Below are 15,160 nucleotides of genomic sequence, written 5' to 3'. Positions count from 1 at the left end.
CACCGGCGCCGCGACCGTCGACCGTCCCGCCTGCGCGGCCGCCGTCGCCGTCCCGGACCGGACCCGGGACGAGGCCCCGCTCGCCTCCGGCCACCCGGGCCTCGGGTTCTGGAACCGGCCCGGCCTCACCGACGCCTTCCGCGCCCGGCTGACCGGGCCGCTCGACGGCCACCGCACCGCGTACGTCCGGGGAAGGACCTGACGCGCCCGGGGAGCGCGCTCAGGGGCTGAGCCGCTCCACCCGCCAGCCCCCGTCCGGCCGCGCGGTGTAGCGCAGGCGGTCGTGCAGCCGGTTCTCGCGGCCCTGCCAGAACTCCACCGTCCGCGGGACCACCCGGAAGCCGCCCCAGTGCGGCGGCACCGGCACCTGCTCGCCCTCCGGGTACCGGGCCGCCAGCTCGGCGTACGCGGCCTCGAGCTCCGCGCGGCCGGCGATCACCGACGACTGGCCGCTGGCCCACGCGCCCAGCTGGGAGCCGTGCGGGCGGGTGCGGAAGTAGGCGGCCGTCTCGTCCCGGCCGGTGCGCCGCACGGGGCCGGTGACGATGACCTGCCGGGCCATCGGGTGCCAGGGGAACAGCAGCGAGGCGTACGGGTTCTCGTCCAGCTCACGCCCCTTGCGGGAGTCGTAGTTCGTGTAGAACACGAACCCCCGCTCGTCGAAGTGCTTCAGCAGCACCGTGCGCGAGCTGGGCCGGCCGTCCGCGTCCGCCGTGGAGACGATCATGGCGTTCGGTTCGAACAGCCCGCCCTCCGTGGCAGCCTGTTCGAACCAGCGTGCGAATTGCTCGACGGGGGTGGCGGCCAGGTCGGTCTCGGAGAGCCCCTCGGTCCGGTAGTGCTTGCGCATCGAGGCGAGATCGAAGGGAGCGGCGTCTCGGTCGGTCACGCCCGTCATCCTGCCGCATGCGCCGGCCCGTGGGGGGAGCGGTGTCCTTCGTCACGGAACGGCACTCGGTGCCGCGAACCCTCCCCGAAAAAGGCACCCGGGGATATCGTGCCGGCACTGATCCGATTGGGTGACCGCCGACCGGGCATCACAGGGGTGACGTCCCGGACCGCGAGTCCACGCACACCCGACCGCGGATCCACCGGACGCGCCCGTTCCCACCGGCCGGCCGGCACAGGGCCGTCCCACCCCACAACACCATCTGTCGCCCACCTGACGAGGAGCCGCCTGATGTCCGACTTCGTACCCGGGCTCGAAGGAGTCGTCGCGTTCGAAACGGAGATCGCCGAACCGGACAAGGAGGGTGGCGCCCTGCGGTACCGGGGCGTCGACATCGAGGATCTGGTCGGGCACGTCTCCTTCGGCAACGTCTGGGGCCTGCTCGTCGACGGGGCCTTCAACCCCGGTCTGCCGCCCGCCGAGCCGTTCCCCATCCCCGTGCACTCCGGCGACATCCGCGTCGACGTCCAGTCCGCGCTCGCCATGCTGGCACCCGTCTGGGGCCTGAAACCGCTCCTCGACATCGATGCCGAGCAGGCCCGCGAGGACCTCGCCCGCGCCGCCGTCATGGCCCTCTCCTACGTCGCCCAGTCCGCGCGCGGCCAGGGCCTGCCCATGGTCCCGCAGCGCGAGATAGACAAGGCGCAGTCCGTCGTCGAGCGCTTCATGATCCGCTGGCGCGGCGAGCCCGACCCCCGGCACGTCGCCGCCGTCGACGCGTACTGGACGTCGGCCGCCGAGCACGGCATGAACGCCTCCACCTTCACCGCCCGCGTCATCGCGTCGACCGGCGCGGACGTGGCGGCGGCCCTCTCGGGCGCCGTCGGCGCCATGTCGGGCCCGCTGCACGGCGGGGCGCCCTCGCGCGTGCTGCACATGATCGAGGAGATCGAGCGCACCGGGAACGCCGAGGCGTACGTCAAGCAGGCCCTCGACAAGGGCGAACGCCTCATGGGCTTCGGCCACCGCGTCTACCGCGCGGAGGACCCCCGCGCCCGCGTCCTGCGCCGCACCGCCCGCGAGCTCGGCGCCCCGCGCTTCGAGGTCGCCGAGGCCCTGGAGAAGGCCGCCCTGGCCGAGCTCCACGCCCGCCGCCCCGACCGGGTCCTCGCCACCAACGTCGAGTTCTGGGCGGCCATCGTCCTGGACTTCGCCGAGGTCCCGGCCCACATGTTCACCTCGATGTTCACCTGCGCCCGTACGGCGGGCTGGTCGGCCCACATCCTGGAGCAGAAGCGCACCGGCCGCCTGGTCCGTCCCTCGGCCCGCTACGTCGGCCCGGGCAGCCGCGACCCGCGCGAGATCGAGGGGTACGCGGACATCGCCCGCTGAGCGGCGGCCACCGAGCGGGCACCGGCCCCACGAAACGCAGACGACCCGCGAGTCGGGTTCCTCCGGTGGAGGAGCCGGCCGGACGTACCGGCGACTCGCGGGTCGGGTGACTGCTTGGGATTGGGCCGGCTGCGCGCTTGGCTCACGCGCTGGTCCGGCACCGCACGGAATGTGGTGACGGACCGCTAGCCCGCAGCCACCTCACGCGTCCGGTATTCATACATCTGCCGAACCACCTCCCTTCTCGTGTACCAGGGACTCTAAGAAGTGCCCGGCCCGCGAATCAACCACTTTTTTTCGCGATCCGGCGGATCGGCCCGGTGTGGATCACTTAATGTCCAGCTCATGGGCGAGATACGACGGCAGGCGATTCTCAGCGGATCGGTGTTCGAGGAGCGGATCGGGTACGCGCGTGCGGTCGTCGACGGCGACCGGGTGCACGTGTCGGGGACGACCGGGTTCGACTACGCGACGATGACGATCTCCGACGACGTGGTGGAGCAGGCCGAGCAGTGCCTGCGGAACATCGGGGCCGCGCTGGAGGAGGCGGGGTGCACCTTCGCCGACGTCGTGCGCGTGCGGTACCTGCTGCCCGCGCGGGAGGACTTCGAGCCGTGCTGGCCGGTCCTGAAGCGCTGCTTCGGTGAGGTGCGCCCGGCCGCGACGATGCTGGAGTGCGGACTCGCGGACCCCCGCATGAGGATCGAGATCGAGGTGGACGCGCGGCGCGGCAGCGGGGCCGGGGCCCCCGACCGGAAGACGGCGGGCTGACCGGTGACCGCTCTTCGTGTCGAGGCCGTGGACGGCGAGGCCATGCTGGAGCAGTGGCGGCACGTCCACAACGTGATCGTGCCGCCCGCCGCGATGTCGCCCGCCGAGGCGCGCGAACGCGGTGAGCGGTACCGGCTGGAGAACGCCTATCTCGGTGAGACCCTCGTCGGCTGCTCCACCGTGCGCCCGCCGGAGGGGGAGGAGCGGGTGGCGACGGTGATCGCCCGGGTGCTGCCCGCGTTCCGCGGGCGGGGGATCGGCACGGCGCTCTACGAGAAGGGGCTGGCGCACGCGCGCGGGCTCGGGGCCGGGGCGGTCGAGACCGTGGTGCTGGCGGCCAACGCGGAGGGGCTGCGGTTCGCCGTGGCGCGCGGGTTCGCCGAGCGGGAGCGGTACGTCCTGGACGGCGAGAGCGACGAGTGGATCGACCTGCGGCTGGCGTCCTTCCCCGGGTGACCGGCGGGTTCGGGGCGGGCGTACAACGATTCCCTCAATCTTGCGGGCAATCTTGCGGGAACTCGATGTGCGCTGCGTCACGTTCAAGTTGAATGATTGCACGTGAGCGAACCGAACGTGCCGTACGTGCGGACGCAGCCTGCAGGGGGTCCAGGTGAGTGCTTCCCGGCGTAGTGGGGCCACCGACGAGCTGGGGCCGGACGGGCCCGAGCCCGGGCGGGAGGGTTCGGACGGGTCCGACCTGCTCGCCGCGTTGCTGGACGGTATGGACGCCGCCCTGTGCGCCTTCGACGCGGACGGGACGGTGACGCACTGGAACCGTGAGGCGGAGCGGATCCTCGGGTGGACCGCGGCCGAGGCGGTGGGCCGGCGCGGGTTCGCCGGCTGGGCCGTGCGCAGCGCGGACGCCGAGGAGGTCGAGGCGCGGCTGATGTCGGCCATGGACGCGCCGGGCCGGCAGGTGCACGAGTTCGCGCTGCTGACGAAGGACGGCGGCCGGGTGCTGGTGCGGACGCAGTCCGCGGCGGTGCGCGGGCCGGACGGGAAGCCGGCGGGGGTGTACTGCGCGTTCAGCGAGGTGCACGCGCAGATCGACCTCGAGCGTTCCATCGCGCTGAGCGAGGCGCTGCTGGAGGAGGCGAGCTGGGGCGTCGTGCTGGTCGACGCCGATCTGCGGCCCGCGGTGGTGAACGCGCACGCGGCGCGGGCGCTGGGGGCGGGGCGGACGTCCGTGCTGGGGCGGCCGCTCGGCGAGCTGCTGTCCCAGGGCGTGGAGGAGCTGGAGAGCGCGCTCACCCACGTGCTGGCCCAGGGCGCGCCGCCCGCGCCCGCCGACGTGTGGGTGAGCGTGCGGACGCCGGAGGGCGAGCGGCGGCGGTGCTGGCGCAGCGGATTCGTGCGACTGGCGTCACCGCTCGCGGAGGAGCCGGTTCCGCTCGGGGTCGGCTGGATGTTCCAGGACGTGACCGAGTCCCGGCAGGCGGAGCAGGAGGCGTCGCTGCTGCGGTTCCGCGCGCAGCAGCTGCACCGGGCGGCGCGGGCGGCGGCGGAGTGCGAGGACCCGGCGGAGGCGGCGACGGTCCACCTGGACTTCGCGCTCGCCGGGTTCGCCGACCACGCGCTGATCGACCGGGTCGCCGACGGCACGGCGAACGACGCGGAGGACGCCGGTCCGGTGCGGCTGGTGCGGATCGCGGCCACGCCGTCCGGGACCCCGGGCCCGAGCAGGTTCGCCGGCCGGGCGGGTCTGCCGGTGCGGTACGGCGAGGGGCACCCGGCGCTGCAGTGCGTGGCGCGGTCCGGGTCGGTGCGGGCCGGCGCGGGGTCCGTGTCCGCCGAGGCGGCGCGGGCGTGGGCGCTGTCCCGGCAGTGGCCGGCGGACGCGGTGCACGTCCTGTGCACGGTGCTGCGCAGCCGGGGCCGGACCCTCGGTGCTGTGACGTTTCTGCGCGGCTCGGGCCGGAACGCGTTCGAACGCTCCGACACGATGTACGCGGAGGACGTGGCGGTGCACATCGCCGCGGCACTGGACCTGGCGGGGCTGACCGGGGAGGCCGGGACGCGCGCGGACGGGGAGTGACCGCCCGCACCGGCCGCGCGGTGTCTCCCCGGTGCCGGTGGTGAGGGCGCTTCCTCAGTGCCGGCGGAAGGGCGCTTCCTCAGTGCCGGTAGAAGATCCGGTCGCGGTACTGCTCCAGGACGCGGCCGTTCCACTCGTGGCCGCCGTCCACGTTGCCGGAGCGCAGGAGCGGGGGCTCGATGCCCCGGTCGGCCAGGGTGGCGGCGGCGGTGGCCATGACGGCCTGGAGGAGGGCCGTGGTGACGACCGTGGACGCGGGCGCGAAGGGAGCCGGGACGTTGTCGTGGGTGAGCTCCGCGTCGCCGACCGCGATCTTGGAGTCCAGGACGAGATCGCAGTGGTCCTTCAGGTACGTCCCGGAGGCGTGCCGGGACGAGGTGCGACCGGCGTACGCCACCGAGGTCACGCCGATGACCCGCACGCCCAGGGCGCGGGCGTTCATGGCCATCTCCACGGGGAGGGCGTTGCGGCCGGACAGGGAGACGATCACCAGGGCGTCGCCCCGGCGGACGGGGGAGGAGTCGAGCACGGCGCTCGCGAGCCCGTCGACCCGCTCCAGGGCGGATCCCAGCGTGGCCGGCATCACGTCGACGCCGACGACGCCCGGGACGGCGAGCAGGTTCATCAGGGCGAGGCCGCCCGCGCGGTAGACGAGGTCCTGCGCGGCGAGGGAGGAGTGGCCGGCGCCGAAGGCGAAGAGCCGGCCGCCGTCCGCGACCGTGTCGGCGAGCAGCGTCCCCGCGGCCGCGATGGAGTCGGCCTCCTCGTCGCGCACGCGCTGCAGCAGGTCGATCGCGGCGTCGAGGAACCGGCCGGCCGGCGTGCGGTCGCTCATGCGGCATCCCTTCGGGTGGCTCTGCTGCGGATCACCGTGCGGTCTGGACCAGTGCCGTGTCAATACGGCGGCCGGGGCGCGGTGTCCCGGGGCCGCGGATCCCCCGGAAGCCCTTGTTCCCACGGCACGGCACGGTTGTCAGCCACATGCGTCAGAATTGAGTCCTGGGCCAGCGCACGCGCCGGTGAGCCGTCCAGCCTCCGGCAGAGCTAATCGCAGATCTCATCGAGGGGCACGTATGTCCGGACTGATCGACACCACGGAGATGTATCTCCGCACCATCCTCGAGCTGGAGGAGGAAGGTGTGGTCCCCATGCGCGCCCGGATCGCCGAGCGGCTCGACCAGAGCGGTCCGACGGTCAGTCAGACGGTGGCGCGGATGGAGCGCGACGGCCTGGTGTCCGTCGCCAGCGACCGTCATCTGGAGCTCACGGACGAGGGCCGCCGGCTGGCCACGCGCGTGATGCGCAAGCACCGCCTCGCCGAGTGCCTGCTCGTCGACGTGATCGGCCTGGAGTGGGAGCAGGTGCACGCCGAGGCCTGCCGCTGGGAGCACGTGATGAGCGAGGCCGTGGAGCGCCGCGTGCTGGAGCTGCTGCGGCACCCGACCGAGTCGCCGTACGGCAACCCGATCCCGGGCCTGGAGGAGCTCGGCGAGAAGGACGGCGCCGATCCGTTCCTGCACGAGGGCATGGTCTCGCTGGCCGATCTCGACCCGGGCCCCGAGGGCAAGACGGTCGTGGTGCGCCGGATCGGCGAGCCGATCCAGACGGACGCGCAGCTGATGTACACGCTGCGCCGGGCGGGTGTGCAGCCCGGTTCGGTGGTGAGCGTGACGGAGTCGGCGGGCGGGGTGCTGGTCGGCAGCAGCGGCGAGGCGGCCGAGCTGGAGTCGGACGTCGCCTCCCACGTGTTCGTCGCCAAGCCCTGAGCGGGACCGGGCGTCTCGTCCGCGACCGCGCCGGCGGACCTGGCGCGCCGTCAGCCGGCCCGGCCCCGGGGGCGGTTGCCGCGCCGGCCCGCGGGGCGGTTGCCGCACCGACGTGATCGCGTCGAATCCGTGATCCAGTACGTCGAATCGCAGCGCTCGCCGGGTTCGCGTGCGAGGCTGTCGCGTGAGGCATATGACCTGAGGGGTTCTTGGCCGGTCCCGACAGCGATGTCACCCGGCCGGGGAGGGGCGGGACGATGTGCCGTGACCACGTGAGGAGCCCCGGCGCCGTACGGCGCCGGGGCCCGTCCTCCCCTGTGCTGACCCGGAGCCCCGAGCTCTCAGGGTCATTCCCCTCGGACCGGTTTCCCCGAGCGGTCCGCCTCCCGCTGAAGGTCTCCCCTCGGCCACGGCGATCAATCCCCGAGGGGTGTCACTCGAACGAGGGGTGTTGCCGGCCGGGACGGCATCTTCGAATGCGCATTCGATAATCTGCGGGCAGCAGGGGCAACGGGCAGGGCAAGCACGGCAGGCATCGGGCAGTCAGGGAGCTTGGGGGTGCCGGGACCATGGCGCGACGCATCGACGTGATCGGGGCGGGCGGCGTACGACTCGCCGCCTGGGAGTTCGGCGACCCGCCCAAGACCGGGACCGACCCGGCGGAGAGCACCGCGCAGGGCGCCCCGGGCGTGCTGTTACTGCACGGACTGATGGGCCGCGCCTCGCACTGGGCGTCCACCGCCCGCTGGCTCTCCGCGCGCTACCGCGCCGTCGCCCTCGACCAGCGCGGCCACGGCCGCAGCGACAAGCCCCCGCGGGCCGCCTTCACCCGCGACGCCTACGTCGACGACGCCGAGGCCGCCCTCGAACAGCTCGGCCTCGGCCCGTCCGTCCTCATCGGTCACGCCATGGGCGCGCTGACCGCCTGGCAGCTGGCCGCCAAACGCCCCGACCTGGTCCGCGGGCTGGTCATCTGCGACATGCGGGCCTCCGCCCTCGGCGGCGCCTCGCAGCGCGAGTGGGCCGAGTGGTTCAAGGCCTGGCCGGTTCCGTTCGCCACGCTCGCCGACGTGCGCAAGTGGTTCGGCGAGGACGACCCGTGGGTGGAGCGCCCCAATCCGGCCCGCGGCGAGTTCTACGCCGAGGTGATGGCCGAGTCCCCGGACGGCTGGCGTCCGGTGTTCGACCCGGAGCAGATGCTCCGCTCCCGCGAGACCTGGGTGTTCGACGCCCACTGGGAGGAACTGGCCCAGGTGCGGTGCCCCACCCTGGTGGTCCGCGGCCTCGACGGCGAGCTGGGCCGTGCGGAGGCGCAGGAGATGGTGCGGGTCCTGCCCCACGGCCAGTACGCGGAGGTGGCCGACGCGGGCCACCTGGTCCACTACGACCAGCCGGAGGCCTGGCGGGCGGCGATCGAGCCGTTCCTGGACGCGCTCAGCCGGCCCTGACGCGCGGAAAGCGGGACGCGGCCGGTCCCCCTCCCGGCCGCGCCCGGCGCGCCCTCCCGGCGCCCGGGTCACCCCTTGCTGACCGCCGTGAGGATCTCCGGCAGGCGGCGGGCCGTCCGGGGGGCGGCGAGGCGCAGGCCCAGCAGGGTCAGGGCCGCCCCGTACAGCGTGCCCACCGGCAGCAGCAGCCACAGCCGGTCGCCGTCGCCCGCGCCGGTGTTCAGCCAGATCGTGAGGGCGATGACCGGCGCGCACAGCACGGCCGCCGCGACCATGCCGCCGAGGAGGGAGATCCAGGCGAGCCCGGTCTGGCCGGGGGCGACGTTCTTGTACCCCTCCTGCGGGATGGAGTAGGGGAAGCACGCCGAGGCCCACGCGCCCGTCGCGAGCATCGCGCCGAGCAGGGCGAAGGACAGGCCCAGTGCCTCCGGCAGCCGCGGCCAGTCGCCCAGCATCGCGGTCGTCAGGACGGTGACGAGCGTGGCGTACGGCAGGGTGATCAGCAGCAGGGCCAGCGCGCGGGCGCGCAGTTCGACGTAGGCGTCCCGGGGGGACGAGATGGTCATGGCCACCATCCAGAACGCCGACGTGTCCTGCCCGAACTGGTTGTACATCTGGATGCCGAGCATCCCGGCGGCGAAGCAGGCGAAGTACACCGAGCCGGTGCCCTGCCAGGCGTTGAACACCGGAACGATCAGGCCGATCGCCAGCGAGGTCACCCACGCGGCCTTGGTCTTGGGATCGCGCCAGACGTAGCGCAGGCTGCGCTCCACGGCCGTGCCGGTGCGGCCCGGGGGCAGCAGCCGGGCGAGCCCGGTCGACGCGCGGTCGCGGACCGCCGCCGCCCCTCCGGTCTGCAGCGTGGACCCGTCGGGCGCGGTCATCAGCCGGGTCAGGGACCGCGACCAGAGCGCCAGCAGCCCCGCCGACGCCGCCGCCGTCAGCAGCAGTTGGGCGGCGGCGGCACCGTACGCGCCCTCGCCCACCGAGTGCACCGCGCCGATCGCCGACGCCGGCGGGAACCAGCGCAGTACGTCCGCCGCCGGGGCGAGCTGCTCCAGACCGGAGGAACCCAGCCGCTGCGCGCCGAAGTTGACCAGCTGGGCCCCGACCGCGACCAGCAGCCCGCTGAGCACCGCGAGGTCCCGGCCCTTGCGGCTGGTCAGCAGCCGTACGTTGGCGGCGGCGACGGCCCGCGCGAGCGCCACGCACACCAGCAGCGCCAGCGGGGCGGCGAGGGCACCGACGGCGAAGGCGGCGCCGCCGTGCGCGACGGCGATCACCGAACCGGCGAGCAGGCACAGCGTGAACAGCGGGCCGACGCCCACGAGCGAGGCCACGAGCAGCGCCCGCACCAGCGGACGGGGCCGCAGCGGCAGCATCACCAGCCGGGTCGGGTCCAGGGTCTCGTCGCCGCCGGGGAAGAACAGCGGCATCACCGCCCAGCCCAGCCCCAGCACCGCCACGAGCAGCACGACCAGCGACTCGGCGTGGTCGAAGCCGCGCAGCGCGATCAGACCGACGAGCTGGAGCGCGGCGAACAGCAGGGCGACGACGGCGGAGGCGACGTACGCCGCCCTGCGTCCGCCCGACTGCCGCAGGCCGTTGCGCAGCAGGGACAGCTTCAGCCGGACGACGACGGGGGTGATCGCGGGGGCGCTCACCGGGAGCCCCCGCCCAGCCAGTCGAGGTCGGAGCCGGCGTCGCGGCCGTGCGCGCCGACGAGTTCCAGGAACGCCCGCTGCAGCGAGGGCGCCTCGCCGCGCACCTCGGCGAGCGGGCCGTGGGCGCGGATCCGGCCCGCGGCCATCACCGCCACCCAGTCGCACAGCGACTCCACGAGCTCCATGACGTGGGAGGAGAACACGACCGTGGCGCCGGACGCGGTGTACCGCTCCAGGACGCCGCGGATGGTCTGCGCGGAGACCGGGTCGACGCCCTCGAACGGCTCGTCCAGGAAGAGCACTTCGGGGTTGTGCAGGAGGGCGGTGGCGAGGCCGATCTTCTTGCGCATGCCGGTCGAGTAGTCGACGACGAGCTTGTGCTGGGCACCGGCCAGATCGAGGACGTCGAGGAGCTGGGTGGCGCGCTTGTCGACCTCGGCGCCGGGCAGCCCCCGCAACCGGCCGGTGTAGGCGAGCAGTTCGCGCCCCGACAGCCGCTCGAACAGCCGTAGCCCCTCCGGCAGCACCCCGATCCGCGCCTTGACCTCGGCCGGGTCGCGCCACACGTCGTGCCCGACGACCTCGACGGTGCCCTGGTCGGGCCGCAGCAGTCCGGTCACCATGGACAGCGTGGTGGTCTTCCCGGCCCCGTTCGGCCCGACGAGCCCGATGAACCTGCCCGCGGGCAGCTCCAGATCGATCCCGGCCACCGCGACCTGCTGCCCGAACCGCTTCCAGAGCCCCCGCACCCGTACGGCGGCCGTGCCCACCGTGTCGGCCCCCACCGCGTCAGCACCCACCACGTCTCCCTCCGTCAGCACGAACCCTACGGGGGACACGGTGCCCTGAAGCGGGGCGGGAATCTCCGGCGGGCGTCCTACCGGTCCCGCCCGCACGCGTAGGCCAGCGGCGGGATCAGCTCCTCCGCGTCCGGCAGCCACCGGTTCGCCGGCGTCGGCCGGCAGGCCCACTGCACGGCCCCCCGGGACCCGAACCGCGTGGGCGGCGCGGCGACGTACGCCCCCTCGCCCAGCACCCTCAGATCGAGCGAGGACGGCGTCCAGCCCAGCTTCCGCACCAGATGCGGCACCTTCGCCGCCGCGCCCGGCAGCACGAAGAACTCCATGCGCCGGTCCGGCGTCAGGGTCACCGGCCCGAGCGGCAGCTCCATCCGCCGCATCCGGGCCAGCGCCAGGAACCCGGCCGTCTCGGGGACCGATACGGCGTCGAAGGTACGGCCCGTGGGCAGCAGGACCGAGGCGGACGGCCGCTCCTGCCACATGCGGCGGGCGGCGGTGGCGCTCCCGGTCGCCCGGTCCGCCCAGTCGGGCCCGGCCGGGTGCGCGCCGGGCGCGGGACACGCGGCGTCGCCGCACGAGCAGCGGTGCGTCCCGTCGACGACCTCCAGCCAGGTGCCCGGGAACACGTCCCAGTGCCGCTCCTCGGCGTAGCGAACTGCGCTGTCCAGCAGCGATGCCCCGCGCTGCTTCGGGATCTGTGCGGCTTCGGTGCCCGGGATCGTCTCTTCCACGATGAACACAACTACGGCCGTCACCGGGGGTTACGCCCACGCGCGTGCGCGGGGGAGGAGCACCGGGTCCGGGGCCGGGGCGCATGGGTGCACGTGCGGGGGCGCGTGCGAGGATCCGCGTTCCCGGGCGGGTAGCCACGAGGGGGGCCGGCAGCAGCCGTCACCCCGGCAATCCTCACATGCTTCGCATTACCGGCACATCGGCGGGGCATTGATCTTCACGGCCGGATCTTTTCGCCGGGACGTGAGAAGTACGGCCGCGGAAGTCGTCAACTCGGTGCGTGGGCAGGCACCGCAGCCTCAGGGGGTACGCCATGGCCGCAAGGCCTCTCGTCGCGCGGCAGCCGAACGAACGGCTGCAGGCGCTCATCCAGGAAGCCGGATGCTCCAACGCCGGACTGGCCCGCAGGGTCAACATGTGCGGCGCCGAGCACGGCCTCGACCTGCGTTACGACAAGACGTCGGTGGCCCGCTGGCTGCGCGGACAGCAACCACGGGGCCGGGCACCGGCGATCATCGCGGAGGCGCTGGGCCGCAAGCTGGGCCGTACGGTCACGATCGACGAGATCGGCATGGCCAACGGCAAGAACCTCGCGGCGGGCGTCGGTCTCCAGTTCTCGCCGACGGTACTGGGGGCCGTCGAGCAGGTCTGCGAGCTGTGGCGCAGCGACGTGGGCCGGCGGGACTTCCTGTCCGGCTCCTCCGTCGCGGCCTCCGCGCTGGTGGAGCCGAGCCGTGACTGGCTGATCTCCGCGCCCGACGCGCAGGTGGCGCGCTCGGCCGGGCCGCGCGTGGGCCGGTCCGACGTGGCGGCCGTACGGTCCATGACCCAGGCGCTGGTGGACCTGGACCACCAGTACGGCAGCGGGCATGTGCGCCCGGTCGTCGTGCACTACCTCAACAGCGTGGTCTCGGGACTGCTGACGGGGTCGTACCGGGAGGCCGTCGGGCGCGAACTGTTCGCCGCCGTCGCGCGGCTGACCGAGCTCGCCGGGTACATGGCCGTCGACACCGGGCAGCCGGGCCTGGCCCAGCGCTACTACATCCAGGCGCTGCGGCTGGCACAGGCGGCCGGGGACCGCGGGTACGGCGGATACGTGCTCGCCGCCTCCATGAGCCACCTGGCCGCACAGCTCGGGAACCCGCGCGAGATCGCCCAGTTGGCGCGCGCGGCGCAGGAGGGCGCGCGGGGGCGCGTGACCCCCCGCGCGGAGGCGATGTTCCACGCGGCGGAGGCGCGCGGGCACGCGCTGCTGGGCGACGTGCACGCCGCGCACACGGCGGCCGGGCGCGCGGTGAGCGCCATGGAGGCGGCCGATCCGGCCTCCGGGGACGACCCGGCGTGGATCGCGCACTTCGACGAGGCCTACCTGGCCGACGAGTTGGCGCACTGCCACCGTGACCTCGGGCAGGCCGAGGCCGCCGCGCGGTACGCGCGGGAGTCCCTGGCCGGCCATCCCGAGTCACGGGCCCGGCGGCGGGCGATCGGTTACGTGCTGCTGGCCACCGCGCAGGTGCAGCAGCGGGAGGTCGAGCAGGCCTGCACCACGGGCCTGAAGGCGGTGGAACTGCTCGGCGGGCTGAGGTCCAACCGGGGCGCCGCGTACCTGGAGGACCTCCAGCAGCGCCTGGAGCCGTTCCGGGAGGAGCCGGTGGTGCGGGAGTTCGGGGCGCGCATGGAGCTCCGGACGGCGGCGTGAACACCGGGGGCGTCACGGGGTGAACGCCGGGGGAACGCGGGGCGCGGAGCGGAGGAGGTGACGTAATCAGCGTGTGGTGAGCCGGTTTTGTTACCGCGCTCACAGGGCAGGAGACCGGGTTCGGTGCTGCGTGGCACCGGGCTCCGGGGACCCGGTAGCGTGAGCCGACGATTCACAAGGTCCCCCATTAGTAGGAGTCCCGGTGACGCAGAGTGGACAGGGCGAGGAGCCCTCGGCGCGCCCCGCGCGCGAAGGCATCGTGCTGCCCTCCGACGGCGGCGAACCCCTGTTGCCGGGCGCGACGGCCGGACCGGCCGGCCCCGGCGGCGGCGTGGACGGCCGGTACTCCGCCGGCCCCCCGTCCGCCTCGGCCCCGTCCGGCGGCCAGACCTGGGGCGGCTCCTGGGGCCCCGAACAGCAGTCGCCCGCCCCGCCGCCCGGCCAGGACTGGCAGTCCCCGCCCGACCCGCAGTGGGGAGGCCAGGGGCAGCAGGCCGCCTGGGGCGCGCAGAGCCCGTCCGGTCCGTCCGCGGGAGGGCAGGGCCCCGGCCCGCTGCCGCCCGAGGGCGCCCCGCCCCCGGCGTACGGCGGCGCGTCGGCGCCGATGCCGCAGCCGGGCGCCGGACACGGCGGTCACCCCGGCGGAGCCGGCGCACCCGCCCCGCACGGCGCCTACGGGGGCCCCGGAGCCCCGCTGCCGCCGCAGGACGCCGCCGCCTACGGCGCGTCCGCCGCGGACGCGTACGGCACCCCGTCCGCCGGCGCGCCGCTGCCCCCCGCGTCACCCGAGGGCGTGACCCAGTACCTGCCGCCCGTCCCGGGCGCGCCCACGGCCGCCGCACCCGGCGGGTCGGAGGGGGCCACCCAGTTCCTGCCGCCGGTGCCCGTCGCCGGCGACGAGGGGGCGACGCAGTACATACCCCCGGTGGGCCCGGGCGCACTGCCGCCCGAGACGCCCGCCGGACACGCCCCCGAGACGACCCGCTTCCTGGGCCGGCCCCGGCAGGGCGCCCCCGGCGCGGGCGCCGGACCGCTGCCGGCCGCCGGCCACCCCGACGCCGAGGCCACCCAGTACATCGCCCCCGTGACCGATCAGGCGGCCGGACCGGTCCACGGCGCCCCGCCCGGCGACGGCAGCCGGCAGCCGCCCGCCGAGTTCGACAACCTCTTCCGTGCCGAGGGCGGCGACCCGGCCGGGTCCACCCAGCAGCTCCCGCGCGTCGAGTACGAGCCGTCCGGGCACGCCTCCCCGCCCCCGTCCGGCCCGGGCGGCGGCCGACGGGCCGCCCACGGCGGCGACGGCGGACGGGGCCGCGGCCGTACCGGCTCGCGGGTGCCGCTGCTCGCGGCGGTCGGCGTCGGCATCGCGGTCCTCGGTGTCGGCGCGGGCGCCCTGCTCGGCAGCGGCGGCGACGAGGAGAGCGACGGGAACCAGACGGTCTCCGCCACCGCCCCCGCCACCGCGAGCGAGCAGCCCCCGGCCTCGCCGTCCGTCGACCCGGTCCGCGAGCAGGCCGTCGAGCTGGACAAGCTGCTGGCCCACAGCGGCGCCAGCCGGACCGCCGTGATCAACGCGGTGGCCGACGTGAAGGCCTGCCGGAACCTCGGTCAGGCCGCCAAGGACCTGCGGGACGCGGCCGGGCAGCGCAACCAGCTGGTCACCGACCTCTCCGAGCTCTCCGTGGACAAGCTGCCCGACCACGCGGCGCTGACCACCGCGCTCACCAAGGCGTGGCAGGCGTCGGAGTCGGCCGACAACCACTACGCGGCCTGGGCCGACCAGGTCGCCGGCGGGAAGGGCAAGATGTGCAAGAAGGGCCAGGCCCGGGCGACCGGCCAGACCCAGGCCGGCAACCGCGCCAGCGGCACCGCGACCGCCGAGAAGGCCAAGGCGGCCAAGCTGTGGAACGTCATCGCCCAGCGGTACGGCCTGACCCAGCGCCAGCCGACCCAGCTGTGACGGG

At 74.6% G+C, this 15,160-nt stretch carries 13 protein-coding genes and 1 pseudogene; 9 read left to right on the top strand and 5 right to left on the bottom strand.

Annotated elements, in window-relative coordinates; translation table 11 throughout:
* Window positions 1-202: pseudogene (locus tag RIM90_RS22685) on the top strand (hypothetical protein); the annotation flags it as partial.
* 18 nt (window positions 203-220) lie between these two features.
* Here the strand turns inward: RIM90_RS22685 and pdxH are convergent.
* Window positions 221-889: a pyridoxamine 5'-phosphate oxidase gene (gene pdxH, locus RIM90_RS22680; RefSeq protein ID WP_309062593.1), complete on the bottom strand. Its 669-nt coding sequence runs from the start codon at window positions 887-889 to the stop codon at window positions 221-223.
* Window positions 890-1,180: 291 nt separating this feature from the next.
* On the opposite strand from pdxH, the gene RIM90_RS22675 reads away from it, so the two are divergent.
* From RIM90_RS22675 to RIM90_RS22660, 4 genes are all read left to right on the top strand, one after another.
* Complete coding sequence (locus RIM90_RS22675) at window positions 1,181-2,281, top strand: citrate synthase 2 (protein WP_309062592.1); 1,101 nt, start codon at window positions 1,181-1,183, stop codon at window positions 2,279-2,281.
* A gap of 345 nt (window positions 2,282-2,626) precedes the next feature.
* Entirely contained in the window at window positions 2,627-3,052 is a 426-nt protein-coding gene (locus RIM90_RS22670; RefSeq protein ID WP_309062591.1) for a RidA family protein, read from the top strand.
* A gap of 42 nt (window positions 3,053-3,094) precedes the next feature.
* The gene (locus tag RIM90_RS22665; RefSeq protein ID WP_375165525.1) at window positions 3,095-3,508 is read left to right on the top strand and encodes a GNAT family N-acetyltransferase; all 414 of its coding nucleotides are present in this window, start codon (window positions 3,095-3,097) and stop codon (window positions 3,506-3,508) included.
* Between the two features lie 154 nt (window positions 3,509-3,662).
* Window positions 3,663-5,087, top strand: coding sequence for a PAS domain-containing protein (locus tag RIM90_RS22660; RefSeq protein ID WP_309062589.1), 1,425 nt, complete (start codon window positions 3,663-3,665; stop codon window positions 5,085-5,087).
* A 79-nt stretch (window positions 5,088-5,166) separates the two neighbouring features.
* Here the strand turns inward: RIM90_RS22660 and RIM90_RS22655 are convergent, their stop codons facing one another.
* Window positions 5,167-5,922, bottom strand: coding sequence for an SIS domain-containing protein (locus RIM90_RS22655; protein WP_309062588.1), 756 nt, complete (start codon window positions 5,920-5,922; stop codon window positions 5,167-5,169).
* Between the two features lie 238 nt (window positions 5,923-6,160).
* Here RIM90_RS22655 and RIM90_RS22650 point away from each other — a divergent pair, with 238 nt between their 5' ends.
* Together RIM90_RS22650 and RIM90_RS22645 are read left to right on the top strand one after the other, a co-directional pair.
* Window positions 6,161-6,853 carry a metal-dependent transcriptional regulator gene (locus RIM90_RS22650; protein WP_159533936.1) on the top strand — a complete coding sequence of 231 codons (693 nt, stop codon included), beginning with the start codon at window positions 6,161-6,163 and terminating at the stop codon, window positions 6,851-6,853.
* 569 nt (window positions 6,854-7,422) lie between these two features.
* The gene (locus RIM90_RS22645) at window positions 7,423-8,301 is read left to right on the top strand and encodes an alpha/beta hydrolase (protein ID WP_309062587.1); all 879 of its coding nucleotides are present in this window, start codon (window positions 7,423-7,425) and stop codon (window positions 8,299-8,301) included.
* Between the two features lie 68 nt (window positions 8,302-8,369).
* Here the strand turns inward: RIM90_RS22645 and RIM90_RS22640 are convergent, their stop codons facing one another.
* The 3 genes from RIM90_RS22640 to RIM90_RS22630 are packed head-to-tail and all read right to left on the bottom strand — an operon-like array spanning window position 8,370 to window position 11,505.
* The gene (locus tag RIM90_RS22640; RefSeq protein WP_309062586.1) at window positions 8,370-9,965 is read right to left on the bottom strand and encodes a transporter; all 1,596 of its coding nucleotides are present in this window, start codon (window positions 9,963-9,965) and stop codon (window positions 8,370-8,372) included.
* Window positions 9,962-10,783 (bottom strand): ABC transporter ATP-binding protein, encoded by an 822-nt coding sequence (locus tag RIM90_RS22635; protein ID WP_375165524.1) that lies wholly within the window; start codon window positions 10,781-10,783, stop codon window positions 9,962-9,964. Before RIM90_RS22635 ends, RIM90_RS22640 begins: the two co-directional genes overlap by 4 nt.
* 59 nt (window positions 10,784-10,842) lie before the next feature.
* Complete coding sequence (locus RIM90_RS22630; RefSeq protein ID WP_309062584.1) at window positions 10,843-11,505, bottom strand: bifunctional DNA primase/polymerase; 663 nt, start codon at window positions 11,503-11,505, stop codon at window positions 10,843-10,845.
* Window positions 11,506-11,810: 305 nt separating this feature from the next.
* Here RIM90_RS22630 and RIM90_RS22625 point away from each other — a divergent pair, with 305 nt between their 5' ends.
* Both RIM90_RS22625 and RIM90_RS22620 read left to right on the top strand, forming a co-directional pair.
* Complete coding sequence (locus RIM90_RS22625) at window positions 11,811-13,196, top strand: transcriptional regulator (RefSeq protein ID WP_309062583.1); 1,386 nt, start codon at window positions 11,811-11,813, stop codon at window positions 13,194-13,196.
* A gap of 202 nt (window positions 13,197-13,398) precedes the next feature.
* Window positions 13,399-15,156 carry a hypothetical protein gene (locus RIM90_RS22620; RefSeq protein ID WP_309062582.1) on the top strand — a complete coding sequence of 586 codons (1,758 nt, stop codon included), beginning with the start codon at window positions 13,399-13,401 and terminating at the stop codon, window positions 15,154-15,156.
* Window positions 15,157-15,160: the final 4 nt, after the last annotated feature.

The organism is Streptomyces sp. (genome assembly GCF_031181555.1).
GTDB classification, from domain to species: domain Bacteria; phylum Actinomycetota; class Actinomycetes; order Streptomycetales; family Streptomycetaceae; genus Streptomyces; species Streptomyces fimbriatus.
Note: the sequence above shows the minus strand (reverse complement) of the source record. Positions and strands in the feature narration are given on the sequence as shown.